At 67.0% G+C, this 24,370-nt stretch carries 22 protein-coding genes, 1 tRNA gene and 1 pseudogene; 19 read left to right on the top strand and 5 right to left on the bottom strand.

The window, feature by feature from the left end:
* The 4 genes from A5636_RS22590 to A5636_RS22575 are packed head-to-tail and all read left to right on the top strand — an operon-like array spanning position 1 to position 4,148.
* Entirely contained in the window at positions 1-927 is a 927-nt protein-coding gene (locus A5636_RS22590; RefSeq protein ID WP_065160861.1) for an ABC transporter permease, read from the top strand.
* Positions 920-1,741 carry an ABC transporter permease gene (locus tag A5636_RS22585; protein WP_065160860.1) on the top strand — a complete coding sequence of 274 codons (822 nt, stop codon included), beginning with the start codon at positions 920-922 and terminating at the stop codon, positions 1,739-1,741. Before A5636_RS22590 ends, A5636_RS22585 begins: the two co-directional genes overlap by 8 nt.
* The gene (locus tag A5636_RS22580; protein WP_065160913.1) at positions 1,738-3,381 is read left to right on the top strand and encodes a dipeptide ABC transporter ATP-binding protein; all 1,644 of its coding nucleotides are present in this window, start codon (positions 1,738-1,740) and stop codon (positions 3,379-3,381) included. Before A5636_RS22585 ends, A5636_RS22580 begins: the two co-directional genes overlap by 4 nt.
* 35 nt (positions 3,382-3,416) lie before the next feature.
* Positions 3,417-4,148: an oxidoreductase gene (locus A5636_RS22575; protein WP_065160912.1), complete on the top strand. Its 732-nt coding sequence runs from the start codon at positions 3,417-3,419 to the stop codon at positions 4,146-4,148.
* A gap of 493 nt (positions 4,149-4,641) precedes the next feature.
* Here the strand turns inward: A5636_RS22575 and A5636_RS22570 are convergent, their stop codons facing one another.
* A complete protein-coding gene (locus A5636_RS22570) occupies positions 4,642-5,499 on the bottom strand; it encodes an HAD-IB family hydrolase (protein ID WP_065160911.1) in 858 nt (285 codons plus the stop codon).
* 441 nt (positions 5,500-5,940) lie between these two features.
* Between A5636_RS22570 and ssd the strand changes: the two genes are divergently transcribed.
* The 7 genes from ssd to A5636_RS27490 are packed head-to-tail and all read left to right on the top strand — an operon-like array spanning position 5,941 to position 10,434.
* On the top strand, positions 5,941-7,041 hold the full coding sequence (gene ssd / locus A5636_RS22565) for a septum site-determining protein Ssd (RefSeq protein ID WP_065160859.1): 1,101 nt from the start codon (positions 5,941-5,943) through the stop codon (positions 7,039-7,041).
* Positions 7,038-8,201, top strand: coding sequence for a TadA family conjugal transfer-associated ATPase (locus tag A5636_RS22560; RefSeq protein WP_065160858.1), 1,164 nt, complete (start codon positions 7,038-7,040; stop codon positions 8,199-8,201). Before ssd ends, A5636_RS22560 begins: the two co-directional genes overlap by 4 nt.
* The gene (locus A5636_RS22555) at positions 8,198-8,995 is read left to right on the top strand and encodes a type II secretion system F family protein (RefSeq protein ID WP_065160857.1); all 798 of its coding nucleotides are present in this window, start codon (positions 8,198-8,200) and stop codon (positions 8,993-8,995) included. The genes A5636_RS22560 and A5636_RS22555 overlap by 4 nt, the downstream gene beginning before the upstream one ends.
* Positions 8,992-9,570, top strand: a complete 579-nt coding sequence (locus A5636_RS22550) for a type II secretion system F family protein (RefSeq protein WP_172827298.1) — start codon at positions 8,992-8,994, stop codon at positions 9,568-9,570. Before A5636_RS22555 ends, A5636_RS22550 begins: the two co-directional genes overlap by 4 nt.
* A gap of 12 nt (positions 9,571-9,582) precedes the next feature.
* A complete protein-coding gene (locus A5636_RS22545) occupies positions 9,583-9,786 on the top strand; it encodes a DUF4244 domain-containing protein (RefSeq protein WP_065160856.1) in 204 nt (67 codons plus the stop codon).
* Positions 9,783-10,109: a TadE family type IV pilus minor pilin gene (locus A5636_RS27495; protein ID WP_253900675.1), complete on the top strand. Its 327-nt coding sequence runs from the start codon at positions 9,783-9,785 to the stop codon at positions 10,107-10,109. Before A5636_RS22545 ends, A5636_RS27495 begins: the two co-directional genes overlap by 4 nt.
* 31 nt (positions 10,110-10,140) lie before the next feature.
* A complete protein-coding gene (locus tag A5636_RS27490; protein ID WP_065160854.1) occupies positions 10,141-10,434 on the top strand; it encodes an Rv3654c family TadE-like protein in 294 nt (97 codons plus the stop codon).
* A 27-nt stretch (positions 10,435-10,461) separates the two neighbouring features.
* Here the strand turns inward: A5636_RS27490 and A5636_RS22530 are convergent, their stop codons facing one another.
* The 3 genes from A5636_RS22530 to A5636_RS22520 all read right to left on the bottom strand — a co-directional run bounded on the left by A5636_RS22530 (position 10,462) and on the right by A5636_RS22520 (position 15,446).
* Positions 10,462-11,499 (bottom strand): PAS domain-containing protein, encoded by a 1,038-nt coding sequence (locus tag A5636_RS22530; RefSeq protein ID WP_065160909.1) that lies wholly within the window; start codon positions 11,497-11,499, stop codon positions 10,462-10,464.
* Between the two features lie 533 nt (positions 11,500-12,032).
* Positions 12,033-12,941 carry a PE family protein gene (locus tag A5636_RS26935; protein WP_065160853.1) on the bottom strand — a complete coding sequence of 303 codons (909 nt, stop codon included), beginning with the start codon at positions 12,939-12,941 and terminating at the stop codon, positions 12,033-12,035.
* 207 nt (positions 12,942-13,148) lie between these two features.
* Positions 13,149-15,446, bottom strand: coding sequence for a DEAD/DEAH box helicase (locus tag A5636_RS22520; protein WP_065160852.1), 2,298 nt, complete (start codon positions 15,444-15,446; stop codon positions 13,149-13,151).
* 296 nt (positions 15,447-15,742) lie between these two features.
* Here A5636_RS22520 and cspA point away from each other — a divergent pair, with 296 nt between their 5' ends.
* From cspA to A5636_RS22495, 5 genes are all read left to right on the top strand, one after another.
* Positions 15,743-15,946 carry a cold shock protein CspA gene (cspA, locus tag A5636_RS22515; protein ID WP_036363014.1) on the top strand — a complete coding sequence of 68 codons (204 nt, stop codon included), beginning with the start codon at positions 15,743-15,745 and terminating at the stop codon, positions 15,944-15,946.
* A gap of 218 nt (positions 15,947-16,164) precedes the next feature.
* On the top strand, positions 16,165-16,743 hold the full coding sequence (locus A5636_RS22510; protein WP_065160851.1) for a hypothetical protein: 579 nt from the start codon (positions 16,165-16,167) through the stop codon (positions 16,741-16,743).
* Between the two features lie 207 nt (positions 16,744-16,950).
* Positions 16,951-19,767, top strand: a complete 2,817-nt coding sequence (gene topA, locus A5636_RS22505) for a type I DNA topoisomerase (protein WP_065160850.1) — start codon at positions 16,951-16,953, stop codon at positions 19,765-19,767.
* Between the two features lie 31 nt (positions 19,768-19,798).
* Complete coding sequence (locus A5636_RS22500) at positions 19,799-20,260, top strand: MarR family winged helix-turn-helix transcriptional regulator (protein ID WP_065160849.1); 462 nt, start codon at positions 19,799-19,801, stop codon at positions 20,258-20,260.
* Between the two features lie 99 nt (positions 20,261-20,359).
* Positions 20,360-21,028 (top strand): nitroreductase, encoded by a 669-nt coding sequence (locus tag A5636_RS22495; RefSeq protein WP_065160908.1) that lies wholly within the window; start codon positions 20,360-20,362, stop codon positions 21,026-21,028.
* On the opposite strand, the gene A5636_RS22490 is transcribed toward A5636_RS22495, so the two are convergent.
* Positions 21,025-22,710: an adenylate/guanylate cyclase domain-containing protein gene (locus tag A5636_RS22490; protein ID WP_253900674.1), complete on the bottom strand. Its 1,686-nt coding sequence runs from the start codon at positions 22,708-22,710 to the stop codon at positions 21,025-21,027. The two genes, A5636_RS22495 and A5636_RS22490, sit on opposite strands and share 4 nt — an antisense overlap.
* A 76-nt stretch (positions 22,711-22,786) precedes the next feature.
* Here A5636_RS22490 and A5636_RS22485 point away from each other — a divergent pair, with 76 nt between their 5' ends.
* From A5636_RS22485 to A5636_RS27965, 3 genes and pseudogenes are all read left to right on the top strand, one after another.
* Positions 22,787-24,004 (top strand): DNA polymerase III subunit delta', encoded by a 1,218-nt coding sequence (locus A5636_RS22485; RefSeq protein WP_065160848.1) that lies wholly within the window; start codon positions 22,787-22,789, stop codon positions 24,002-24,004.
* Positions 24,005-24,039: 35 nt separating this feature from the next.
* Positions 24,040-24,115: transfer RNA gene (locus tag A5636_RS22480), tRNA-Thr, on the top strand.
* A 180-nt stretch (positions 24,116-24,295) separates the two neighbouring features.
* Positions 24,296-24,370 (top strand): annotated as a pseudogene (locus A5636_RS27965) (hypothetical protein); the annotation flags it as partial.

Below are 24,370 nucleotides of genomic sequence, written 5' to 3'. Positions count from 1 at the left end.
ATGGGCTGGTATGTGCTACGCCGGATTTCGATGATGGTGCCCGTCTTCCTGGGCGCCACGCTGTTGATCTACGGCATGGTGTTCCTTTTGCCGGGCGACCCGCTGGCCGCCATCGCCGGTGACCGGCCGCTGAGCCCGGCGGTGGCCGCACAGCTGCGGGCCCAGTACCACCTCGACGACCCGTTTCTGGTGCAGTATCTGCGCTATCTGGGCGGTCTGCTGCACGGGGACCTGGGCCGCGCTTACTCCGGTCTGCCGGTCAGTGCCGTTCTGGCACATGCCTTTCCGGTGACGATTCGGCTCGCGCTGATCGCGCTGGTGGTGGAAGCTGTGCTGGGCATCGGGTTCGGGTTGATCGCCGGGTTACGTCAGGGCGGCATCTTCGACACGACCGTGCTGGTCACGGGCTTGGTCATCATCGCCATCCCGATCTTCGTCCTGGGATTCCTGGCGCAATTCGTGTTCGGGGTGCGGCTGGGACTGGCGCCCGTCACGGTGGGCGGGCGGGCAACATTCGGGAGACTGCTGCTCCCCGGAGTCGTCTTGGGCCTGGTGTCATTCGCCTACGTGGTGCGGCTGACCCGGTCCGCGGTGGCGGCCAACGCGCACGCCGACTACGTGCGCACCGCCACCGCGAAAGGGTTGTCCCGCCCGCGGGTGGTGACCGTACACATCTTGCGCAACTCGCTGATCCCGGTGGTGACCTTCCTCGGCGCCGATCTGGGGGCACTGATGGGCGGCGCCATCGTGACCGAGGGGATCTTCAACATTCACGGCGTCGGCGGGGTGTTGTACCAGGCGGTCACTCGGCAAGAGGCACCGACGGTGGTGTCGATCGTGACGGTGCTGGTGTTGATCTATTTGATCAGCAACCTGTTGGTGGACCTGCTCTACGCGGCACTGGACCCACGGATCCGTTATGCGTAAACGTCCGAAACTCCTCGTCTCCGCAGCGCTGATCCTGCTGATCCTTCTGGTCGCCGCATTCCCGGGTCTGTTCACCGGCGTGGACCCCAGCTATGCGGACCCCAGCCAGAGCATGCTCGCGCCGTCGGCGGCGCATTGGTTCGGCACCGACCTGCAAGGCCACGACATCTATGCGCGCACGGTCTACGGCGCGCGTGCCTCGGTCACCGTCGGGTTGGGCGCAACGACGATTGTCTTCGTGGTCGGTCTGGTGCTGGGTGCCTTGGCCGGCTTCTACGGCGGCTGGATCGACGCGTTGGTCTCGCGGGTCACCGACGTGTTCTTCGCGTTGCCGTTGCTGCTGGCCGCAATAGTGCTCATGCAGGTTCTGCACCATCGCACGGTGTGGACGGTCATCGCGATCCTGGCACTGTTCGGATGGCCGCAGGTGGCACGAATAGCGCGCAGTTCGGTGCTCGAAGTGCGCGGCAGTGATTATGTGCTGGCAGCAAAGGCTCTGGGGATGCGGCCATTTCGGATCCTGTTACGCCACGCGCTGCCCAACGCCATCGGTCCGGTCATCGCGGTGGCCACCATCGTGCTGGGTGTCTTCATCGTCACCGAAGCCACGTTGTCCTACCTCGGAGTGGGGCTTCCGACGTCAGTGGTGTCCTGGGGCGGTGACATCAACGTCGCGCAGATGAGGCTGCGGGCGGGTTCGCCGATCCTCTTCTATCCTGCTGGTGCGCTGGCCATTACGGTGCTCGCTTTCATGATGCTGGGCGATGCGCTGCGGGACCGGTTGGATGCGGCATCACGGGCGTGGCGGGCATGAGCGCTTCCGAGACGCCGCTGTTGGCGGTAAAGGACCTGGAAGTCAGGTTCGGTAACGACGACCCCGCGGTACGCGGGGTGGACCTGACCGTCTTCGCGGGTCAGACCGTGGCCGTCGTGGGCGAGTCCGGATCCGGAAAATCCACCACTGCGGCTGCGATCCTGGGGCTGCTCTCGCCCGGTGGCCGAATCACCGGCGGTCGCATTGTCTTTGACGGACGTGACATCGCCGGTGCCGATGCACGGCTATTGCGATCGCTTCGGGGCCGTGAGATCGGTTACGTACCGCAGGATCCGATGACCAACCTCAACCCCGTGTGGAAGGTCGGCTTTCAGATCCGGGAGGCGTTGCGGGCCAACACCGATGGCCGTGCTGCGCAGCAACGGGTGGCCGAGTTGCTTGGCGAGGTCGGCATGCCCGACCCGGCGAAACAGGCCGGCCGGTACCCGCACCAACTCTCCGGAGGGATGTGTCAGCGGGCGCTGATCGCGATCGGTCTGGCGGGGCGGCCGCGGCTTTTGATCGCCGACGAACTCACCTCGGCGTTGGATGTCACGGTGCAACGTCAGGTCCTCAATCATCTGCAACGGCTCACCAGTGAATCGGGCACCGCGTTGCTGCTGATCACCCATGATCTGGCGTTGGCCGCCGAGCGGGCCGAGTCGGTCGTCGTGATGCATCGCGGTGTGGTCGTCGAATCCGGTGCCGCACAGACGATTCTGCGGGACCCACAGCACGAGTACACCCGGCGACTGGTTGCGGCGGCGCCGTCGCTGGTGGCCCGTGACACCCGCTCGGCACAGATCCGGTCCCGGGTGGCGGCCCGGGCGGCCGAACATGTCGCGGAGTCAGACGACATCCTGGTGGTGTCGGACCTGACCAAGACCTACCGGGAGTCGCACGGTGCGCCGTGGCGGCGGTCGGAGTTCCGCGCGGTAGACGGCGTGTCATTCCGGGTGCGGCGAGCCAGCACCCTGGCCATTGTCGGAGAGTCGGGTTCGGGCAAGTCGACGCTGGCCCGGATGGTGCTCGGGCTGCTGACGCCGACGTCGGGAACCGTCGTTTTCGACGGGCACGACGTCGAGACGGTTCACAAGACCCTCGCGTTCCGTCGGCGGATTCAGCCCGTCTTCCAGAACCCGTACAGCAGTCTGGATCCGCGGTACTCGGTGCTGCGGGCCATCGAGGAACCATTACGCGTCCACCGCGTCGGCGACCGGCGCCAACGCCTCCGCACGGTGCGGGAGCTCGTCGATCAGGTGGCACTGCCATCGTCGACGTTGGACCGGTTGCCGCGCGAGCTTTCAGGAGGTCAGCGGCAGCGGGTAGCGATCGCCCGCGCATTGGCGTTGCGGCCGGAGGTGCTGGTCTGCGACGAGGCGGTCTCCGCATTGGACGTCCTGGTCCAGGCGCAGATCCTGGAGCTATTGGGCGAGCTGCAGGCCACGCTCGGTCTGACATACCTGTTCATCAGCCACGATTTGGCCGTGGTTCGCCAGATTTCCGACGACGTATTGGTGATGCGGGCTGGTCAGGTGGTCGAACGTGCGCAGACCGAGTCGCTCTTCGCTTCCCCCGGCCAGGACTACACGCGCCAATTGTTGGAGGCTATTCCCGGCGCCTCGGAACGCCCCAGCTAGGTTGACAAGCTGTGACTGACCCGTTGGCTCCGCTGATGGACCTACCCGGCGTCGCCGAAGCGAGCGACCGGGCCCGCGAAGCGCTGGGCCGTGCCCACCGGCATCGGGCCAATTTGCGCGGCTGGCCGGTGACAGCGGCGGAGGCTTCGTTGCGCGCCGCACGGGCGTCGTCGGTGCTCGACGGCGGGCCGGTGCGACTGGACGACGTAGCGGATGCCGCCGGCGTACAGGATCCGGTCTTCGGCGGGGCGCTGCGGGTCGCGCAGGCACTCGAGGGTGGCGGCGGCCCGCTGGTCGCGGTGTGGCAAAAGGCGCCGCTGCAGGCGTTGGCGCGGTTGCACGTGCTGGCAGCCACCGATCAGGTGGACGACGAGCGGTTGGGTCGTCCGCGCACCGACCCGCAGATCGGGCCCCGACTTGAGTTGCTGGCCGACCTGGTCATCCGGCCCACCCAGGCCTCGGCGCCGGTGGTTGCCGCAGTGGCGCACGGAGAGTTGTTGACACTCAATCCGTTTGGCAGCGCCGACGGCGTGGTGGCACGCGCGGTGTCCCGCCTGGTGACGATCGCGACGGGGTTGGACCCACACGGACTTGGTGTGCCAGAAGTGAATTGGATGCGCCAGCCGGCGGCCTACCGCGATGCCGCGGCCAAGTTCGCCTCGGGTACACCTGACGGTGTGGCGAGTTGGTTGGTGTTGTGCTGCCGGGCACTGAGGGCCGGCGCGCAGGAGGCCATCTCGATCGCGGAATCGTTGCCGGGACGGTAGCTGGCGGACCCTTGGGCAGCGTGCCTGAAGTGCCGCGAAATGCGAAGCGGGCGACGACCGAAAGGATTTCGATCGCCGCCCGCCAGCACGGTCGTCCGGTTACCAAGCGTGCATGTGTGGGCTGCGTGGGTTGGCCTCGGCGCGTTTGCGGCACTTCCTGCTGCAACCCCACCCAAAGGGCCGTCGACGCATTCGGTATTCCGCAACTACGCAGGCCCGCAACACTTTTGCCATTATCGCGGCTATGACTCCGCGTGGGTGCCGGGAACCGTGCTGGGTGCCCGGGTCGGGAGGACGAACCTTCTCTTCCGGATCGACCTTGGCCTCACCGGGCTGCCGTGACTCCTTTGTACTACTAGACCACAGGCACAGCAAGGCCTAGGAGTGCGAAAGTTGTGCCGGGACTTTGGAAATCTCTACATTGTGCCCACGTCCTGTTTGCTGCCGTGGCGCTTGGGGAAGTTGGGACGCCAGTGCTAGATCGGCGGGACCGCTAAAAGGCGAAGCGACGCAACAGCGCATACGTGACCGCTCCAGCGGCCAGAGCGCTGATCCCGACCGCGGCCGTGGTGGCGACGGCAGCGCCCGAGGGTGCCGGGATCCTGTCGCGCAATGAAACCGGCCGGGAAAATGACAACACCGGCCAACCCCGCTCGACCGCTTCCTTGCGCAGACCGCGATCGGGGTTGACCACCGAGGGGTGACCGACGGCCTCGAGCATGGGCAGGTCCGTGATCGAGTCCGAGTAGGCGTAGCAGTGTTCCAACGGATAACCCTCACGCGCCGCGAGTTCGCGGATCGCTTGCACCTTGCCCTCGCCGTAGCAATAGAACGCGACTTCGCCGGTGTACTTACCGTCCTCGACCACCATTCGGGTCGCCATCGCGTGGGTGGCACCCAGCGCCCGCGCGATCGGCCCCACAATCTCCTCGCCGGAAGCCGAAACGACCACGACATCGCGCCCACACAGTTTGTGGGCGGCGATGAGGTCGGCCGCTTCGGCGAAGACCAGTGGCGTCACGATGTCGTGCAGCGTCTCGTTGACGATCGACTTGACCTGTGCGACGTCCCAGCCGGTGCACATGTTGGCCAAGTGAGTGCGCATCCGATCCATCTGGTCATGATCGGCACCGGAGAGCAGGAAGATGAACTGGGCGTAGCTCGACTTCAACACGGCCCGCCGGTTAAGTAGGCCCTGCGCAAAGAAGGGTTTGCTGAAGGCCAGGGTGCTCGACTTGGCAATGATCGTCTTGTCCAGGTCGAAGAAGGCCGCGGTGCGGGGGCTCGATTCGGTGGTTCCGGCTACCTGCGTCGACGTTTGCTGCGGCGCGGCCGAGTCGGGGGCGGTCACCGATCCAGCATAGGTCCGCGATCCGGAGATGCCGTGAGGTTGAGCCGGAATCAGGCGATTGAATACGAATGGTGTTGTTCTGCCGGCGGTGTTTTCACAAGTCAAGCCGTACTTTTCTTTCAAAACGGTACTTGCGTGAAGCCCGGCTGGCATGTGTATAGTAAGCATTACTCGGCCCTGAGCCGAGGGTGGATCAGCCCGACCCCCCGGGGCTGATACACGACGACCTCCGCCTCCTCCCCCCCTGGCGGGGGTCGTCCCTTTTCTAGGGTAAAAATCTTCGCGCCGGATCGGCACGCCCGTTCGTCCGGGCGTTGCGGGGATGGTCCTGAATTCCGGCCTGGCCGCTGTCCAGCGAACCGGTTGCGCACAGATCTCTGATTGTCCACAGATGCGGCTTTGGCACTGGTGTACAGGATCTTTCGGCCGCACGGTGGAGGAATGAATGGTTCCTCACGGAGTGCTCCGCCCGGTCGTGGCGTGCTGGCGGTGTTGACCGAGCGGGATCTGCGCGACGAGATGGACCGCGTCGGCGCCGCCGTCGGCGTCCGGGTGGTGCACGCCGGCAGGTCGCATCCGGTGAGCAGGAAAACGTGGTCAGCGGCCGCAGCGGTGGTGCTCGACGAGGCAGCGGCGGACCGGTATGGGCGGACGACGCTGCCGCGGCGCGCCCACGTCAGCATTCTCACCAACACCGAAGCCAGGGCGCAGACCTGGGCGGCGGCCGTCGCCGTGGGTGCCGAGCGCGTACTGACGCTGCCGCAGCAGGAACAGGAACTTGTCGCCGAAGTCGCCCAAGCCGCCGAATCGGCGCGCGAGCAGTGTGTGCGCGGCGACGTCGTCGCCGTGATCGGGAGCTGCGGTGGGGCCGGGGCGTCGATGTTGGCTGTCGCGCTCGCGCAGACGGCCCCGAATGCGTTGTTGCTGGATCTCGATCCGTGGGGCGGCGGCATCGATTTGCTGTTGGGGGGTGAGGCCGCACCTGGACTGCGCTGGCCTGACCTGGCATTGCAGGGCGGACGGTTGAGCTGGCCGGCGATACGCGAAGCGTTGCCGCGCCACCGAGGGATCAGCGTTCTGTCAGGCACCCGGCACGGTTACGAGGTCGAGGCAGGCCCGGTGGATGCCATCGTCGACGCCGGCCGACGCGGTGGGGTGACCGCGGTGTGCGACCTTCCGCGGCGCCTGTCCGAGGCGACGCACCTCGCACTGGGTGCCGCCGACCTGGTGGTGCTCGCCACCCGATGCGACGTACGGGCATGTGCTGCAGCCGCGACGCTGGGCCCGTTGTTGACGTCGATCAATCCGAACGTGGGTCTGGTGGTGCGCGGGCCGGCGCCGGGTGGCCTGCGGGCGGCCGAAGTCGCCGATATCACCGGCTTGCCGATGCTGGCGGCAATGCGCGCCGAACCGCGCCTGGCCGAGCGATTGGAGCACGGTGGGCTGCGGTTGGGGCGGCGATCGGCATTGGGGGCGGCCGCGCGTTCGGTGCTCAGTGTGTTGCCTAGCGGCCGGAGAACGTCGAACGGCAGGGCGGCGTGAGCGGGTCGCTGATCGAAAGGGTGCGCGAGCGACTGGCGGTCGAGCCCGGCCCGCTGCGGCCGAACGTGGTGGCCGCGGCGATCCGCGCGGAGTCTGGTGGGATCCTCGGCGACACCGAGGTATTGGCCAATCTCCGGGTGTTGCAGACCGAGTTGACCGGCGCCGGAATCCTCGAACCACTGCTGTGCGCGGCCGGCACCACTGATGTGTTGGTAACCGCTCCCGACGCGGTTTGGGTCGATGATGGAAATGGACTGCGCCGCAGCCAGATTCGCTTCGCAGACGAGGCTGCTGTACGCCGCCTGGCGCAACGGCTGGCGTTGGCCGCCGGCCGCCGTCTCGACGATGCGCAGCCGTGGGTGGACGGTCAGCTCACCGGGATTGGCACCGGCGGGTTCGCGGTCCGCCTGCACGCCGTGCTGCCGCCGGTGTCGACCGAGGGCACCTGCCTGTCGCTACGGGTGCTCCGGCCGGCAACCCAGGACCTGGCCGCCCTGACCGCACTGGGCACCATCGCGACTGAGGCCGGTGCGCTGGTTGCCGACATCATCGCCGCGCGGCTGGCCTTCCTGGTGTGCGGTGGGACAGGCGCCGGCAAGACAACTCTGCTGGCAGCGATGCTCGGTGCCGTTTCCCCGGCCGAGCGGATCGTGTGTGTCGAGGACGCCGCCGAGTTGGCCCCTCGCCATCCGCATCTGGTCAAGCTGGTCGCGCGGCGGCCGAACGTGGAGGGCGTCGGCGAGGTGACCGTCCGCGAACTCGTGCGGCAAGCGCTGCGGATGCGGCCCGACCGGATTGTCGTCGGCGAGGTCAGGGGCGCCGAGGTGGTCGACCTGCTGGCCGCCTTGAACACCGGACACGGCGGTGGAGCCGGGACGGTGCACGCCAACAGCCCGAGTGAGGTGCCAGCGCGACTAGAGGCGTTGGGTGCGTTAGGCGGACTCGACCGCCCAGCCCTGCACAGCCAGCTAGCCGCGGCGGTACAGGTGTTGTTGCATGTCAGCCGCGATGGGACGGGCCGGCGTCGGCTGGCGGAGATCGCCGTGCTGCGCCGGGACAGCGGGCAGGTCCACGCGATCACTGTGTGGCACGCCGACCGCGGTATGACGCCCCAAGCCGTCGAATTACGCGCATTGTTGCGTCACCGGATGACGGCATGACCGGACTGCAACTTGCCGCACTGTTGTTGTCGCTGGCGCTGTTGGTGATGCCGCCGTCACCGCATTCCCGTCTGCGGGCTGGCACGTCGACCCGCCGAAAGCGAACTGTCGGCACGCGGGCGGTCGCCGGGGTCGGCGGGTGTGTGGTCGTGGTTGCGGTCTGGTTGTTGCCGTTGACGAGCGTCTTGGCGGCCGCGTTGGTCGTCGCGACCGCCGGCGCGCGCTGGCGGCGGCGCCGGGGCCGTCGTCGCGCCGCGGAAGAGGGACGCACATTGGCAGCGGGCCTGGACGTGCTGGTCGGTGAACTGCGGGTCGGGGCCCATCCCGTTCAAGCGTTCGAGGTTGCCGCCGACGAAACCAACGGAGCGGTGTCGGCCGCGTTTCGCACCGTCGCGGCGCGGGCGCGCATGGGTGCCGACGTAGCGGCAGGGTTGCGCGTTGCCGCGGGCAAATCGGCATTGCCCGGGCACTGGGAACGGTTGGCGGTGTGCTGGCAACTGGCGAGTGCCCACGGTCTTGCCATCGCGACCCTGATGCGCGCCGCGCAACGGGATATCACTGAGCGGCAACGCTTCTCCGCACAGGTGGCGTCGAGTTTGGCCGGTGCTCGGGCCACGGCGGGCATCCTCGCGGGCCTGCCGCTGCTTGGGGTGCTGCTCGGTCAGCTGATCGGTGCCCGACCGCTGAGTTTCTTGTTGGGAGCCGGCGGTTGGCTGCTGATGGTCGGCCTGGCGTTGGTGTGCGCAGGTGTGTTGTGGTCGGACCGCATCACGGATCGGGTGGCATCGGCATGAGTACCGCGGCGGTGCTACTGGCAGCGGCGCTGCTGATCGGTGCCGGACCATCGGTGGTGCGCGCTCGCGCTGGGATGCCGTCCCGCGTTCGTGCGGCGCGGGCGGGGCGCGCGGCCGGCTCCGATCCGCTGGGAGTGGCTTCGAGCCTCGACGTGCTCGCGGTGTGCTTGGCGGCGGGGATGTCCGTCGCCACAGCCGCGACCGCAGCCGCCATGGCCGCACCGACGGATCTGTCGCGCGTGTTGCGTCGGGCCGCTGACATGTTGGCGCTGGGTGCCGACCCGGCGGTTGCATGGTCGGCGCCGCCGGGGGAGTTCAACGCTGAGGCTGAGGGGTTGCTGCGGCTGGCGCGGCGCTCGGCGTCGTCGGGTGCCGCGCTCGCCGACGGGGCAGCCGAATTGGCGGCCCAATCCCGTCATGATGCCGCGCACACCGCCGCCGCGGCCGCCGAGCGTGCCGGGGTGTTGATCGCCGGCCCGCTAGGGCTGTGCTTTTTGCCGGCGTTTGTGTGTCTGGGCATCGTTCCAATCGTGGCCGGGTTGGCCGGTGACGTTCTGCAGTCTGGTTTATGGTGAGAAAGGAACACATTGTTACACAACGTTTTTCGAGAATTTGCCACACGACTGACGGTTCTGGTGAGCGACGAGTCGGGCATGTCGACCGTCGAGTACGCAATCGGGACCATCGCCGCGGCGGCTTTCGGCGCGATTCTGTACACGGTCGTCACAGGCGATTCGGTCGTTTCGGCCCTGAACCACATCATCGGTCGCGCGTTGAGCACCAACGTCTGACTTCCGATGCTGGCACGAGCACCGTCGAGACCGCGCTGGCGATCGCCGCCCTGGTGGTCGTCCTGGTGCTGTGCCTGGCTGGGGTCACAGCGGTGTCGATGCAGGTGCGTTGCGTCGATGCGGCCCGGGAGGCGGCCCGGCTGTCGGCGCGTGGGGACGATCGCGGCGCGATCGACGTCGCGCGCCGCGTCGCGCCGGCCGGCGCCCAGGTTCAGGTGTTCCGCAGCGGTGATTTCCTGGTCGCCACCGTGGTGGCGCATTCGAAGCTGTTGCCCACTCTGCAGATCCGGGCCCGAGCGGTATCGGCGAGAGAACCCGAATGAACGGGGCTCGGCCACGGTACTTGCGGCCACCATGATCTCGGTGCTGTTGTTCGTCACCGGGGCGGCCGGGTGGCTGGGTTTGGTGGTGGTGGCCCGTCATCGCGCGCAGTCAGCGGCCGATCTGGCCGCCTTGGCTGCGGGCGCACGCCTGCCCCTGGGCGCGGCGGCGGCCTGTGCCGATGCGGCTGTGGTGGCGCGGGAGATGCGGGTCAGGAGCGTCGAGTGCCGGGTGGATCACCTGGACGTCGTCGTCACCGTCGAGGTGCCGGTCCCGCTCACCGGCGTTGCAGAGGCGTCGGCCCGCGCTGGGCCCGTCGGGCGGTAGGCACGGCGATAGGCACGAAGCGAACAACTAGCTTTCGTCCGCCGACGGCGTCAAAAATTTGGCAGCCGCAAGTTCTTCCTCGGTGGGTAGTCGCAGCGAGAGCAGACCGGCGAAGGTTTCTGGCTCCAGTTCCACACGGTTGACGGTGACGTGCACGGGCACCCAGTCGGTGTCTTTGCCCGGCAATCGCAGCACCCGACTGGTCGCGCCGTCGGCGAATTCCTCTGTCATGGAAAACATGACCTGCTCATCGTCGGGATGGACCCGTGGCTTGTCGGCTTCGCTGCTACGCCAGTCGTAGAACGAGCAGGGCTCGTCGAGCCACTTCAGCAGCGTCCAGTTCTTCAGATCGACGAGCGCTCGATGAACGCCGGCCTGCGCCAACCCCCTGAGAATGCGCTGCGCGAGATCGTCGGCCGCAACTGCTGGACCTTTGCGTTCGGTGCGCCAGTTCATGGCCCGCGCCACCAAATGGTCGCGACCATCGGGTCCGGGCTCCAGTGCACTGCGCGCGGTGAACCCGATCCGCACCGGGTTCCCCTCCCAGTCGGTGAGATCCCAGGTGCTGCACAGCGTCAGACCGGGTTCGGCCCGGACCGCCATGGCCAGCACCTTCGTCTCGTTGGGATTGAGTTCGCGCGACGGCAGATCCTCGGCGAAGGCTCTGCCGTAGGTGACCTCGACTTCGGGATTTTTGCCGCTGTTGGCCAGTGATTCCGGGGTGTCGGTGGCCACCCCGCGCGTCAGGTCCCACTTCAAGGGGCCGGGGATGGGCCGCTCCGGCGGTTCCTCGTCGATGGGGCCGGTCCAGACGTGCACGCCATGGATTCGACCGTCGGACATCATCACCGGTTCGGTACGAATCACGCGGTCACTCTTGGGCGTGATGCTGGACAACGCCTGCCCGGTCTGGACCGATTCGGCAATCGCCGTTTTGACCGCCGCCAGGTACGGACTACGACGCAGGAAAGTGGTGATCGGCACGAGGTTCTTGAGTTGCCGCCCCTGAGCGACGACGGCAGGCTCGTCCCCCAGCGTCTCCACGAGCAGCCAGTCGTGGGCCATGGTGGCGAGCTTACTGATTGCAAGCCATTGCGTTGACATTGCTGCAGAATTCGGCGCGGCACACTGGGGCCTCCATCGTTGACACTGACGTCAAATGCTTTGTGTCCGAAACCTTTGCCGCCTGCGGCCGACCCGTGACCGGCGGTCAATCGAGAGTCGTAGTAGGTATTTGGTGGCGGTGCAACGTTTCTCGGTATTCGGAGCGCGGATAGTCGTACTCTGCGGCGGATTCGTAGCCAATTTCTTCGTGAAATTGCCCACGTTTATGTTGCTTTTGCAACTTCAACCCATGTAGTTTCTGCTGCGTAAGTGTTAGTGGCTGGCGTGCGGATTGCGTTTATTCCGTCGCGCAAAAGTGGGTCCGTGGAGGTCGACCGTTGAGGGGTCGGTCGCCATCCATCGGATTCCTCTGACACAGTTTGTGGCGGTCATTGCATTTGATCGCTAGATGCATTCTCCGAAATCCGCTGCGAAGCTAGGCATTTGTTTAGCGTAAGCGTGAGTTGACTTGCGCCATCCGGTATTACGGCGAGTCAGGTACCGGCGGCGCTGAGAGCCTGCGCAGCTTCTGGCGCCTGTCGGGTCTGCCCGACAACGGTCGTACCAGTTCCGTTGCGGCGCAGCGTGTTGGACAGCCACCGGTCAGGCCAGGACCTGGTGATGCGGAACGGACTCCCGGAAGGCGCGGCCCGGCGGCCCCCGCGGTTTCCGCGGTCCTTCGTCTCGGGCGTGCCGTCGGCTTGGCTGTCGGCACCGTGCCGCAGGATCAGATCGCCCAGTAGCCCGCCGTCGCCGGGTCCGTCGGTTGCATCGGCGTGAGCGCGCAAACCGCCGCCGGAGGCGCGGACGCCGAACAGGGCACCGCCCGAATGGCCCGCATCGCTCGGGAGAGCACTCATGCCCACCGCGCCGACGTAACCCGACCCGTCAGATCCAGTGGCATTGCCCAAGACGCTGCCGCCACTGCCCGGCAAGCCTCCGGCGGCGGCGCTATCCGCGGGCGCGCCAGACCCGCCGACGACCCCGTTGACCCCGATCCACTCGCGGTGTTCGCCCCCGGCGCCGCCGTCGCTGGCGACCGCCGGATGCCCTGCCGCTGCCTCGATGGGCGCGTTGACGAGTTGCGCGAGGTGTTGCAACGGATTCTGAACAGCGGCGGCGTTAGCGGCCTCGGCCAGCGCATACGTGCTTGCGCTGGCGCCCAGGGCGCGGACGAACTGCTCGTGAAAAGCCGCCACTTGTGTGCCCAGCGCCTGATAACCACGGGCGTATCCGGAGTACAGCGCCGCAACGGCCGCCGACACCTGGTCGCTGGCCGCGGCCGGGATCGCGGTGGTCGAGACAGCCGCGGTGGCATTGGCGCCCTTGATCGTGGAGCCGATGCCGGCCAGATCAGCGGCGGCCAGCTGCACCGCGTCGGGTACCGCATTGAAGAACGACATCAAACACCTTTCGGCGCCTCGCCAGACCCGGCCAATGTCTGATCGCGTTGCGGCTATTCAACACGAGCACCGTATCTCCACACTCTGGCGAATGGAATAACGATTTCCGAAGAATTTGACACGATGGCATATTCCCCCCGGACCGCTGCCTGCCTGCGCAGGCCCGCCGGATTTGTCCCTGAGCGTCGCAGCGTGCCGCCAGCCGCGTCACAGCTCGGCAAGAACGAGTCGCAACACCCTGACTGCGCCGTCTTTGTCGAGCGGATCGTTTCCGTTGCCACACTTGGGCGACTGCACGCACGACGGACACCCGCTGCGGCACTCGCACGCCTCGATGGCCGCCGCGGTGGCCCCCAACCAGGTAGCCGCCTTGCGGAAGCCACGTTCGGCGAACCCGGCGCCACCCGGGTGGCCGTCGTAGACGAAGACCGTCGGCAGCCCCTCGGGGCCGAGCGCGGTGGACAGGCCACCGATGTCACCGCGGTCGCAACTGGCCACCAGCGGCAGCAACCCGATGGCCGCGTGCTCGGCAGCGTGCAACGAACCCGGGATTCGTACGACGTCTATTCCGTTGCGTTCCAAGGCATCCGGTTCGATCGTGTACATGGCCGCAACAGTGGGCAACGTGGCTCGGGGTAGCTGCAGCTCCTGGAAGTCGATCACTTCGCCGTTGGCCCGTCGGCGCAGGTAGCCGACCACCTGATGGGTGACGGTCACCGGCACCAGCCCCAGCGTCACCGGTCCGAAGGCCGTTCGCTCGCCCCGGCGGGTGACGGTGATGTCGGTGACCTCGCGGGCGAACGTCGAATAGCCCGGGTCCTCGCCGTGAACGAAGGCGACTCCCTCTTCGAGGTCCAGCGAGTCGACGACGTAGCTTTCGCCTTGGTGCAGATAAACCGCCCCAGGATGAATCGACGCCGGCGCCTGCCCTACTCCGGTGCTGCCCAGCAACCGTCCGGTGTCCGCCTCGACAATGACGACCTGCCCACCTATGGAGCCCCGGATATCCACCGCGCCATGGGGTTCGATACCGGGGACGGGAAAGTACTTGCCGCCGCGTCGTTTCAGCAACCCGTCGTCTACCAATCCTTCGGCCACGTCCACCGCGTTCAAGCCCCGGACCTCGGTCTCGTCAAGGGGGAGTTCGGTTGCAGCGCAGAGTAATTGCGGGCCGAGAATGTACGGGTTCGACGGATCGATCACGACCCGTTCGACGGGCTTGTCCAGCAGCGCGGCAGGGTGATGCACCAAATAGGTGTCCAACGGGTCATCTCGCGCGATCAGCACCACCAGCGCACCTTGACCGCGCCGCCCGGACCTTCCGGCCTGCTGCCAGAAAGACGCGACCGTCCCGGGAAACCCGGCCAGCACCACGGCATCCAGGCCGGCGATGTCGACACCCAACTCCAGCGCGTTCGTCGTCGCCAGACCACGCAACTCGCCGTCGGCCAGCGCCTTCTCCAGCGCACTGCGATCCTCGGCCAGATATCCGGCGCGGTACGACGCCACCGTGCCCGTCAGTTCCGGCGCGATATCGCCCAGCCGCGCCTGCGCGCTCAGTGCGGTCAGTTCGGCGGCCCGCCGCGACCGCACAAACGTGAGGGTCTGAGCGCCCTCGACGATCAGGTCGGCCATCACCCGGGCGGCCTCGGCGCCCGCCGAACGTCGTACCGGTGCGCCGTTCTCCCCAATCAGATCGGCCAGCAGCGCCGGTTCCCACAGAGCCACCGTGCGGGCGCCCTGGGGGGAACCGTCCTCGACGACCTCAGCGACGGGCTGCCCGATCAGTTCGGTGGCCGTGGTGCCGGGGGAGTCGTTCGTGGCACTGGCGAAGATCACCGTCGGGTAGGACGAGTACCGCGCGCACAGCCGCAACAGGCGGCGCAACACCATCGCCACATTCGAGCCGAACACGCCGCGGTAGTAGTGGCATTCGTCGACGACGACAAACCGGAGTCCCCGCAACAGCACCGCCCAGCGGGCGTGATTGCGCAGGATCGACAGGTGGATCATGTCCGGGTTGGAGAAGATCCAGCGGGACCGCTCGCGGGCGAAGCGACGCACTTCGGAGGGGCTGTCGCCGTCATACGCCGAAGGCGCCACGTCGGACAGCGGAACGGCGGTCACCAGGGCGTGCGCCGCACGCAGCTGATCGTGACCCAGTGCCTTGGTCGGTGACAGGTAGAGCACCCGGGCCCGCGGGTCGCTCGCCAGCGCGTTCAGCACGGGCAGTTGGTAGGCCAGCGACTTGCCTGACGCGGTCCCGGTGCTGATCACCACGTGACGGCCCGCCTGCGCCAATTCCGCTGCTTCCAACTGATGCGACCAGGGGGTGCTGATGCCCCGGGCGGTGAATGCGCGCACCACGTCGGGCTGGGCCCACTGCGGCCAACCTTGCGGCCGCCCGGTGCGCGGCGGCAACTCGGTGACGTGGCGCAGGGGGTGCTCATCGGCGGCGGTACCGGCCAGGGCGGCGGCGAGTAGTTCGCTGCCGAAACTCGCCATCACACCCCTCTCTCGGTCCTGGCCTGCGCGATGACGCTCACGTAAATTCACCCGTCCTTCGGTGACAGTCTCCGGCTTCAGGCTGTCGCCGACGCCACGAACGTGGTTGACTGAGTGCGGTCGCAGCTTCTGTGTTCGTGTAAAACTTTCGCAGGATCGACGTTGCGGTCGCGGTTCCTGCGAGGTTATCTGTCGGGTGAAGTTCCGGCGACTCCGCGAAGGTATGGCGGTCGTGGCTGGCCCGGGGCATCGAAAGGCGACGCCCCGCACCCAGATAGAAAAGGAAAGATCGAGAGATGCCACAGGGAACTGTGAAGTGGTTCAACGCGGAGAAAGGGTTTGGCTTCATCGCCCCCGAGGACGGCTCCGCTGACGTGTTTGTCCACTACACGGAGATCCAGGGGACGGGCTTCCGCACCCTCGAAGAAAACCAGAAGGTCGAGTTCGAGATCGGCCACAGCCCTAAGGGCCCCCAGGCCACCGGAGTTCGCTCGGTCTGATCCGGGCTGATTCCGACGAGCCCCCCGGCGCCGTTCCCGCTTGCAGGAACGCCCCGGGGGGTTTTCGTTTCTCCAAGACATTCCAGGACGTTTCGCACATTCCAGGACGTTTCGCCAAGACATTCCAGGACGTTTCTCCAGGACCGGTATCGCCTCGGGGTGCGCCGCGCCGCGTACGCGCAAGCCCCGGATCGGCTGGCTGGCCTACTGTCTGTGGCGTGAGCCAGCTTTCCTTCTTCGCCGCGGAATCGGTTCCGCCCGCGGTCGGGGACCTGTGTGGACTGCTGGCGGCGCACGGCCAGATCGTGACAGTCGGACCCGGTGCCCGCCTGTCAGTGGTGGTGGACGATTCCTGGCGGGCCGAGGCGCTGGCCGAGATGATCCTCGAAGCCGGCCTGGTGCCCGAAATCACCCGGACCGACGAGCACACCCCGTTGGTGCGGACCGCGGTGGACCCCCGGTTGCGCACGATCGCGGCCGAGTGGACGCGGGGAGCGGTCAAGACGGTGCCACCGCGCTGGCTGCCCGGCCCGCGGGAACTGCGGGCGTGGACATTGGCCGCCGGCGGTCCCGAATCCGACCGGTATCTGCTGGGTCTGGACCCACACGCCCCCGACACGCACTCGCCGCTGGCGTCGGCTCTGATGCGGGTCGGGATCGCACCCACTCTCATCGGCACTCGGGGTGCCCGCCCGGCACTGCGAATCAGCGGTCGTCGCAGGCTATCGCGCCTGGTAGAGAACGTGGGAGACCCCCCAGACAGCGCGGAGGCGGTGGCTCAGTGGCCCCGGGTCTGACAGGTTCGACGCGCGTGCTTTGCAGGCGGCCGGTTTGCGTAGGCCCGCCCAATGGTGCGAAATTGTCAGTTGCCCGCGAGGCGAAGAGACGGGCGGCGTACCTGGACTTCACCGGAACTGCCCGGAATTTTCAGGACCCAACTGTCATTCTTGGCTGTGGGACGGCTCCGCCCAGGGGCCGATACAGGAGATGGAGCGTAGGCGCAGTTGGCTGACGGGGGCCCCAAGAGGGCTAATAGCGGCAGAAATGGAAGCACCCGGCGACTCGTGATCGTGGAGTCGCCCACCAAGGCGCGCAAACTGGCCGGTTATCTGGGTTCCAATTACATTGTGGAGTCCTCCCGAGGACACATCCGCGACCTGCCCCGGGCGGCGGCCGACGTGCCTGCCAAGTTCAAATCCGAACCATGGGCCCGCCTCGGTGTAAACGTCGATGCCGACTTCGAGCCGCTCTACATCATCAGCCCCGAGAAGAAGAGCACCGTCACCGAGCTGAAGGGCCTGCTCAAGGACGTCGACGAGCTCTACCTGGCAACGGATGGTGACCGCGAGGGCGAGGCCATCGCCTGGCACCTGATGGAGACCCTCAAGCCCCGCGTCCCGGTCAAGCGGATGGTCTTCCACGAGATCACCGAACCGGCCATCCTCGAGGCCGCCGAGAACCCCCGCGACCTGGACATCGACCTGGTCGATGCGCAGGAGACCCGACGCATCCTGGACCGGTTGTACGGCTATGAGGTCAGTCCGGTGCTGTGGAAGAAGGTCGCGCCCAAATTGTCGGCCGGCCGGGTGCAATCGGTGGCCACCCGCATCATCGTGCAGCGCGAACGCGACCGGATGGCCTTCCGGAGCGCGTCTTACTGGGACATTCTGGCCCGGCTGGACGCCAGCGTCTCCGACCCGCAGGCCCAGCCACCCACATTTACCGCCCGCCTGACCAATGTGGACGGCCGGCGCGTGGCCACCGGCCGCGACTTCGACTCGCTCGGCAAGCTGCGCCGAGCCGACGAGGTCACCGTGCTGGATGAAGCCGGCGCCTCCGCTATCGCTGCCGGCCTGCGCGGGGCCCAGTTGGCTGTGGCCTCGGTGGAGGAGAAGCCGTACACCAGACGCCCGTATCCCCCGTTCATGACGTCGACGCTGCAGCAGGAGGCGGGCCGCAAGCTGCGGTTCTCCTCCGAGCGCACCATGAGCATCGCGCAGCGCCTCTACGAGAACGGCTACATCACCTACATGCGGACCGACTCGACCACGCTGTCGGCGTCGGCCATTGATGCGGCCCGCAACCAGGCGCGCCAGCTCTACGGCGACGAGTATGTGTCTCCTTCGCCGCGTCAGTACACCCGAAAGGTGAAGAACGCCCAGGAGGCCCACGAGGCGATCCGGCCGGCAGGTGAAACATTCGCTACCCCGGACGCCGTGCGCCGCGAACTCGACGGCGACGAATTCCGGCTCTACGAATTGATTTGGCAGCGCACGGTGGCTTCCCAGATGGCTGATGCGCGCGGCACCACGCTGAGCCTGCGGATCAACGGCACGGCGGGTGGTCCCGCCGGGGAGCGGCAGGTGGTGTTCTCGGCCAGCGGTCGCACCATCACTTTCGCCGGCTTCCTCAAGGCGTACGTCGAGACCGTGGACGAGCTGGCCGGTGGCGAGGCCGACGACGCCGAGAGCCGGTTGCCGCAGCTGACCCAGGGTCAGCGGCTGGACGCCATCGACCTGACCCCGGACGGTCACTCGACCAATCCACCAGCCCGCTATACCGAAGCCTCTCTGATCAAAGCGCTCGAAGAGCTTGGTATCGGGCGCCCATCGACGTATTCGTCGATCATCAAGACCATTCAGGATCGCGGCTACGTGCACAAGAAAGGCAGCGCACTGGTCCCGTCCTGGGTCGCGTTCGCCGTAACCGGTTTGCTGGAGCAGCATTTCGGCCGGCTGGTCGATTACGACTTCACCGCGGCGATGGAAGACGAACTCGACGCGATCGCCTCCGGGAACGAACGGCGCACCAACTGGCTGAACAACTTCTACTTCGGTGGTGACCACGGGGTGGCCGACTCGGTGGCCCGATCCGGTGGCCTGAAGAAACTGGTCGGCATCAACCTCGAAGGTATCGACGCGCGAGAAGTCAACTCCATCAAGCTTTTCGACGATGCCGAAGGCCGGCCGGTCTATGTTCGGGTAGGCAAGAACGGGCCCTACCTGGAACGCACCGTGGCCGGCGACAACGGGGAGCCCACCCCGCAACGGGCCAATCTCAGCGATTCTCTGACTCCCGACGAGCTGACCCTCGAGGTTGCCGAAGAGCTTTTCGCCACTCCGCAAGAAGGCCGCGTGCTGGGCGTCGACCCGGCGACCGGGCACGAGATCGTCGCCAAGGACGGGCGTTACGGGCCGTATGTCACCGAGATCCTGCCGGAGCCGCCTGCCGATCCGAGTGCCGAACCCGCCAAGAAGGGCAAGAAGCCGACCGGTCCCAAGCCCCGCACCGGTTCGCTGCTGCGCAGCATGGACCTGCAAACAGTCACCCTCGACGATGCTCTGAAGCTGCTGTCGCTGCCGCGCGTGGTCGGTGTGGACCCGGCCAATGGTGAGGAGATCACTGCGCAGAACGGACGCTACGGTCCATACCTGAAGCGCGGCACCGATTCTCGATCGCTGCAGACCGAGGACCAGATGTTCACCATCACCCTCGACGAAGCGTTGAAGATCTATGCGGAACCCAAACGCGCTGGGCGGCAGGCTGCTTCGGCGCCTCCGCTGCGTGAACTGGGTACCGACCCGGCGTCCGGCAAGCCGATGGTGATCAAGGACGGCCGGTTCGGACCGTATGTCACCGATGGTGAGACCAACGCGAGTCTGCGTAAGGGTGACGACGTGCTGTCGATCACCGACGAGCGGGCCTCCGAACTCCTGGCCGATCGCCGCGCTCGCGGACCAGTGAAACGGACCGCGAAGAAGACCGCCCGCAAGACGACGGCCAAGAAGGCACCGGCCAAGAAAGCCGCGAAGCGGAGCTAGTCGCTACCGCCCCGAACGATATTGTTGGCTGGTGTCCGCCGACGTCCCCCGGGCTACCGGCCGCAGCGGGGATGCCTCACCTTTCGCTCTCGGGTTGCTCCTGCGCCGGGCGCACTGGCACGCTGCGGCGGTGATGTCCGAGGCGCTTCGCCCCCTGGATATCGAGCTGCGGCACTTCGCCGTGCTGATCGTGCTGGTCGATCGCGGGCCCACCAGGCAGCAGGATTTGGTGGCGGCGACGGGCTCGGACAAAGCCGGCATCATGCGGGTCGTCGATGACCTGGAACGCAAAGGTCTGGCCGTGCGCACGCCCGTGCCGGGCGATCGCCGAGCACGGGCGGTGGAAATCACCGCGCAGGGGGTGGAGCTCTTCGATGCCGCGCACCTGGCCGCGGCACCACTGGCGGAGCGCCTGGTGGCCGGGCTGGGTCCTGGGGAGCCCGAGCGACTAGCGGACCTGCTCAACCGATTGACTCGTACGGAAGCGGATTAAACCCGTTCGTATGGGCTGCCGTATGCTACGTCACAATAGTATTGAGTGAAACCGTATCAAACGATACTATCGTGGGGTAACGATACGGAGGTGGCGACCATGGAGGTATACGAGGCAGTCAAGAGCCGTCGGGCAGTGCGGCAGTTCTCGGACCGTCCGGTGTCGAGGGAGGTGCTGGAGCGCGTGCTGACGGCGGCGGCCTGGTCGCCGTCGGGATCGAACATCCAGCCGTGGAACTGCTATGTCGTGACTGGTGCGCCCCTGGCGGAGATCAAGAAACGCGCGGCGGAGCGCATCGCGACCAAGGACGCCTGGGACGAGCGTGAGTACGAGATGTATCCGGCGAAGCTGAAGGCCCCATACCGCCAGCGGCGCGCTGCCTTCGGGGAGCAACGCTATGGCGCCCTGGGGATCTCGCGCGACGACGTCGAGGGACGCCAGCGTGCGGCCGTCGCGAACTGGGACTGTTTCGGCGCGCCCGCTGCGCTGTTCTGCTACATCGATCGCGACCTGGGCCGGCCGCAGTGGGCGGACGTCGGCATGTATCTGCAGACCGTGATGCTGCTGCTGCGCGCCGAGGGGTTGCACAGCTGCCCCCAGATGGCTTGGTCGGTGTATCGCAAGACCGTCGCGGATGTGCTGTCGCCGCCGGAGGGGCTGATCCTGTTCTGCGGCATGTCGATCGGCTACGAAGACGAGGCCGCGGACATTGGGGACCGCACCGGCCGCGCCCCGCTGGCCGAGACCGTCACGTTCGTCGACGGTTAGCGTGACTTGCTGGACGCCTTCTCAGCTTCGCGGGAAACACCGTCCGGCTCAGCGAGATTCAATGGACGGGCCAGCTGGGTAGGCGCGGCTCGACCACGCAGTTCCACCACTTCGCCGACGTCCCAGCACAAAGCTTCGGCGTCCAATGCACCGCTGACCGCGATCGCTGACGCCAACACGTGGCCCTCTTCGAGCTTGGCCAGCTCGGTGAGCCGGGCAGCCTCGTTGACCGGGTCGCCGATCACGGTGTACTCGAAACGTGCCTGGGCACCGATGTGGCCCGCGATGGCCCGTCCGGCTGATACCCCGATGCCGAACTCCGCGGATCCGAGCACGGGAATGAGTTCGTCGTGCAGCGCACGCGCTGCGGCCAGCGCGGCACCGGCGCCGTCGGGATGCTCGATCGGTGCGCCGAAGATCGCCAGCGCCGCGTCACCCTGGAACTTGTTGACGAACCCCCCGTGGCGGCCGATGGTATCCACCACGACTCGAAAGAACTCGTTCAGCAAGCTGACCACCTCGGCCGGCGGCCGGGTTGCGGCCAGCTGGGTGGAACCCACCAGATCCACGAAAAGCACAGCGACGTCGCGTTCCTGTCCGCCCAGTTCGGTGCCGCGTTCCAAAGCGCGCCGCGCCACATCCTCGCCCACGTAGCGCCCGAACAGGTCGCGCAGCCGCTGCCGCTCGGAGAGTTCGCGCACCATGTCGTTGAAGCCGGACTGCAGCAGCCCGAGCTCGCTGGCGTCGTAGATCTGCATGTGGGCGTTGTAATTTCCCCGCTGTACCTCCGACAGCGCCCACCGCAACTGGCGCAGCGGGTCGGCGATCGACATCGACACCAGCAGGGTGCTGGCCGCTCCGATAGCCAAGGCAGCCAGGGCCAGCAACAGAATGGGATTGAACAAACTCTGCGGCGGGGCGTGCAGCAAGGCGATCTTGTCCGAGATGACCGCCAGGATGATGGCCAACAGCGGCACGGCCGTGGACAGTACCCAGGTGAGCATCAGCCGCAGAATGACGCCGGGAGCTTTCACGTTCTCCGGCACACCGCTGCGCAGTGCGGCTACCGCCACAGGTCGCAACACCCGCTCGGACTGCAGGTAACCGATGATCCCGGTCGCGGTCGCGCCCAGCGCGTTCGCGACCACCACTACCGGCGCCGCGTGCCGGGCGACCGACCAGCTGGCGATGACGAATACCGCGCTGCCGATAGCCCAGGAGAACGCGCTGATCAACGTGCGGTAGAACGGCATTCGCAACGCACGGGTACGGGCCAGTTGGGTGGTGGACGGGTCGGATTCGACGAGCAGGTTGTCGCGTCGCTGCCAGCGGAAAACCGGTACCAGCAGCTTGAGGTTCCAGGCGAACCCCGAGAGGAACAGGAAGACGACCGAGAAAATAAAGATGGCGACGTTCAGGCTCGGCAGATCCTGCAGCTGAATGCGGTCATTCGGCGGCAGGCCGTAACGGAGGAAGCCCAGGACGAACAGCCCGCCGATGATGTCGGCCTGCAGCATGCTGAGGGAAAACACCGGCCACGGAGTGCGCACCACCCACCGGACGAATCCATTGATTCGTCGGGGGAGTGTCGCGGCCGCCGTCACGAAACCACCGTATCGGGCGAGGGCGACTCGCCGGTAACTAAAAAGTGCTACGGCACGTCGCGCGACGTGCCGAAAGATAGCCGAAGATCACGGAAGTGTCGCGAAACGGACGCTGATCGGTCTCCGTCGGTGGGGCTCACTACTGTTGCCGGTGATGACGGGAGTGTTTACGCGGCTGGTAGGCCAGGACGTGGTGGAGGCCGAGCTGCTCGCCGCGGCCAGGTCCGCGCGTGGTGATGCTCGCAGTGATCAGGGTCACGGAGCCTCGCGCTTGGGGAATATGACACATGCCTGGCTGATCACCGGGCCGCCGGGGTCCGGGCGGTCGGTGGCCGCGTTGTGCTTTGCGGCGGCACTGCAATGCACATCCGAGAGCAACCCCGGCTGCGGTGACTGCCGGGCGTGTACGACCACCATGGCAGGCACCCACGCCGACGTTCGACGGGTGATCCCCGAGGGCCTGTCCATTGGCGTGGACGAGATGCGCGGCATCGTGCAGATCGCGTCGCGGCGGCCAACCACCGGGCGCCACCAGATCGTGGTCATCGAAGACGCCGACCGGTTGACCGAGGGCGCTGCCAACGCTCTGCTGAAGGTCGTCGAGGAGCCGCCGCCGTCGACGGTTTTCCTGCTGTGCGCGCCCTCGGTGGATCCCGAAGACATCGCGATCACGTTGCGGTCCCGGTGCCGGCATGTCGCCCTGGTGACTCCACCCACCGACGCCATCGCGCAGGTGCTCATCGATGGCGACGGCCTGGATGCCGATACGGCGAGTTGGGCCGCGTCGGTCAGTGGTGGCCATGTGGGCCGTGCCCGCCGGCTGGCCACCGACGCCGACGCCCGGCAGCGGCGGGAGCAGGCGCTGGAATTGATCCGTGATGCCGCGCGGCCGGCTCGGGCATACGCGGCCGCCGAAGAGTTGGTGGTTGCGGCCGAAGCCGAAGCGGTGGCGTTGACCGCCGGCCGCGCGGAAGTTGAGACCGAGGAGCTTCGTACTGCGCTGGGCGCGGGCGGGACGGGTAAAGGAGCTGCCGGGGCGATGCGGGGCGCCGCGGGTGCGATCAAAGATCTGGAGCGACGGCAGAAATCCCGTCAGACCAGAGCCTCACGCGACGCCCTGGACCGTGCCCTGATCGACCTGGCCACGTATCTGCGGGATGCGTTGGTGGTGTCGGCGCAGGCGGGCCACGTCCGCGCCAATCACCCCGACATGGCCGCTCGGGTGAGCGCGCTGGCCGGGCACGCCAGCCCCGAGCGGCTGCTGCGCTGCATCGAGGCGGTGCTGGAATGCCGTGAGGCGTTGGCGATCAACGTCAAACCCAAGTTCGCCGTCGACGCCATGGTCGCCACGATTGGGCAGGAACTACGGTAGCCACGTAGACTCGTGCCGCCCGCATAACGGGCAGCGCCGCCTTAGCTCAGTCGGTAGAGCGATTCACTCGTAATGAATAGGTCAGGAGTTCGATTCTCCTAGGCGGCTCCACGTTTCGGCGTCAGCCCATGGGCCCCGGCTGGCCGTCCTGGCCGAAGATCACGCCTCTGCTGCCGCCCGACCCACCCAAGCCTCCGGTGGCACTGCCCAGCGGCAGCCCAGGCAATCCGCCGGGTCCACCCACGCCGCCGCTGCCAATGTATTTGGCCGATCCGCCGGCCCCACCCGCGCCGCCCGATCACGCACGGGATAGTGCCGGGGTTGGCAGGCGGCCCGTGGGACTGGGCCAGGTGGGGGCCGGCCTCG

The organism is Mycobacterium asiaticum (genome assembly GCF_001673315.1).
GTDB classification, from domain to species: domain Bacteria; phylum Actinomycetota; class Actinomycetes; order Mycobacteriales; family Mycobacteriaceae; genus Mycobacterium; species Mycobacterium asiaticum_B.
The sequence above is the reverse complement of the archived record's forward strand: the minus strand, read 5'-3'. Positions and strand labels throughout refer to the sequence as shown.

Coding starts and splice junctions, on each gene's coding strand:
- A5636_RS22590 (WP_065160861.1), top strand. CDS start 1: ATGGGCTGGTATGTGCTACGCCGGATTTCGATGATGGTGCCCGTCTTC.
- A5636_RS22585 (WP_065160860.1), top strand. CDS start 920: ATGCGTAAACGTCCGAAACTCCTCGTCTCCGCAGCGCTGATCCTGCTG.
- A5636_RS22580 (WP_065160913.1), top strand. CDS start 1,738: ATGAGCGCTTCCGAGACGCCGCTGTTGGCGGTAAAGGACCTGGAAGTC.
- A5636_RS22575 (WP_065160912.1), top strand. CDS start 3,417: ATGGACCTACCCGGCGTCGCCGAAGCGAGCGACCGGGCCCGCGAAGCG.
- ssd (WP_065160859.1), top strand. CDS start 5,941: ATGAATGGTTCCTCACGGAGTGCTCCGCCCGGTCGTGGCGTGCTGGCG.
- A5636_RS22555 (WP_065160857.1), top strand. CDS start 8,198: ATGACCGGACTGCAACTTGCCGCACTGTTGTTGTCGCTGGCGCTGTTG.
- A5636_RS22550 (WP_172827298.1), top strand. CDS start 8,992: ATGAGTACCGCGGCGGTGCTACTGGCAGCGGCGCTGCTGATCGGTGCC.
- A5636_RS27490 (WP_065160854.1), top strand. CDS start 10,141: ATGATCTCGGTGCTGTTGTTCGTCACCGGGGCGGCCGGGTGGCTGGGT.
- A5636_RS22530 (WP_065160909.1), bottom strand. CDS start 11,499: ATGGCCCACGACTGGCTGCTCGTGGAGACGCTGGGGGACGAGCCTGCC.
- A5636_RS26935 (WP_065160853.1), bottom strand. CDS start 12,941: ATGTCGTTCTTCAATGCGGTACCCGACGCGGTGCAGCTGGCCGCCGCT.
- A5636_RS22520 (WP_065160852.1), bottom strand. CDS start 15,446: ATGGCGAGTTTCGGCAGCGAACTACTCGCCGCCGCCCTGGCCGGTACC.
- cspA (WP_036363014.1), top strand. CDS start 15,743: ATGCCACAGGGAACTGTGAAGTGGTTCAACGCGGAGAAAGGGTTTGGC.
- A5636_RS22495 (WP_065160908.1), top strand. CDS start 20,360: ATGGAGGTATACGAGGCAGTCAAGAGCCGTCGGGCAGTGCGGCAGTTC.
- A5636_RS22485 (WP_065160848.1), top strand. CDS start 22,787: ATGACGGGAGTGTTTACGCGGCTGGTAGGCCAGGACGTGGTGGAGGCC.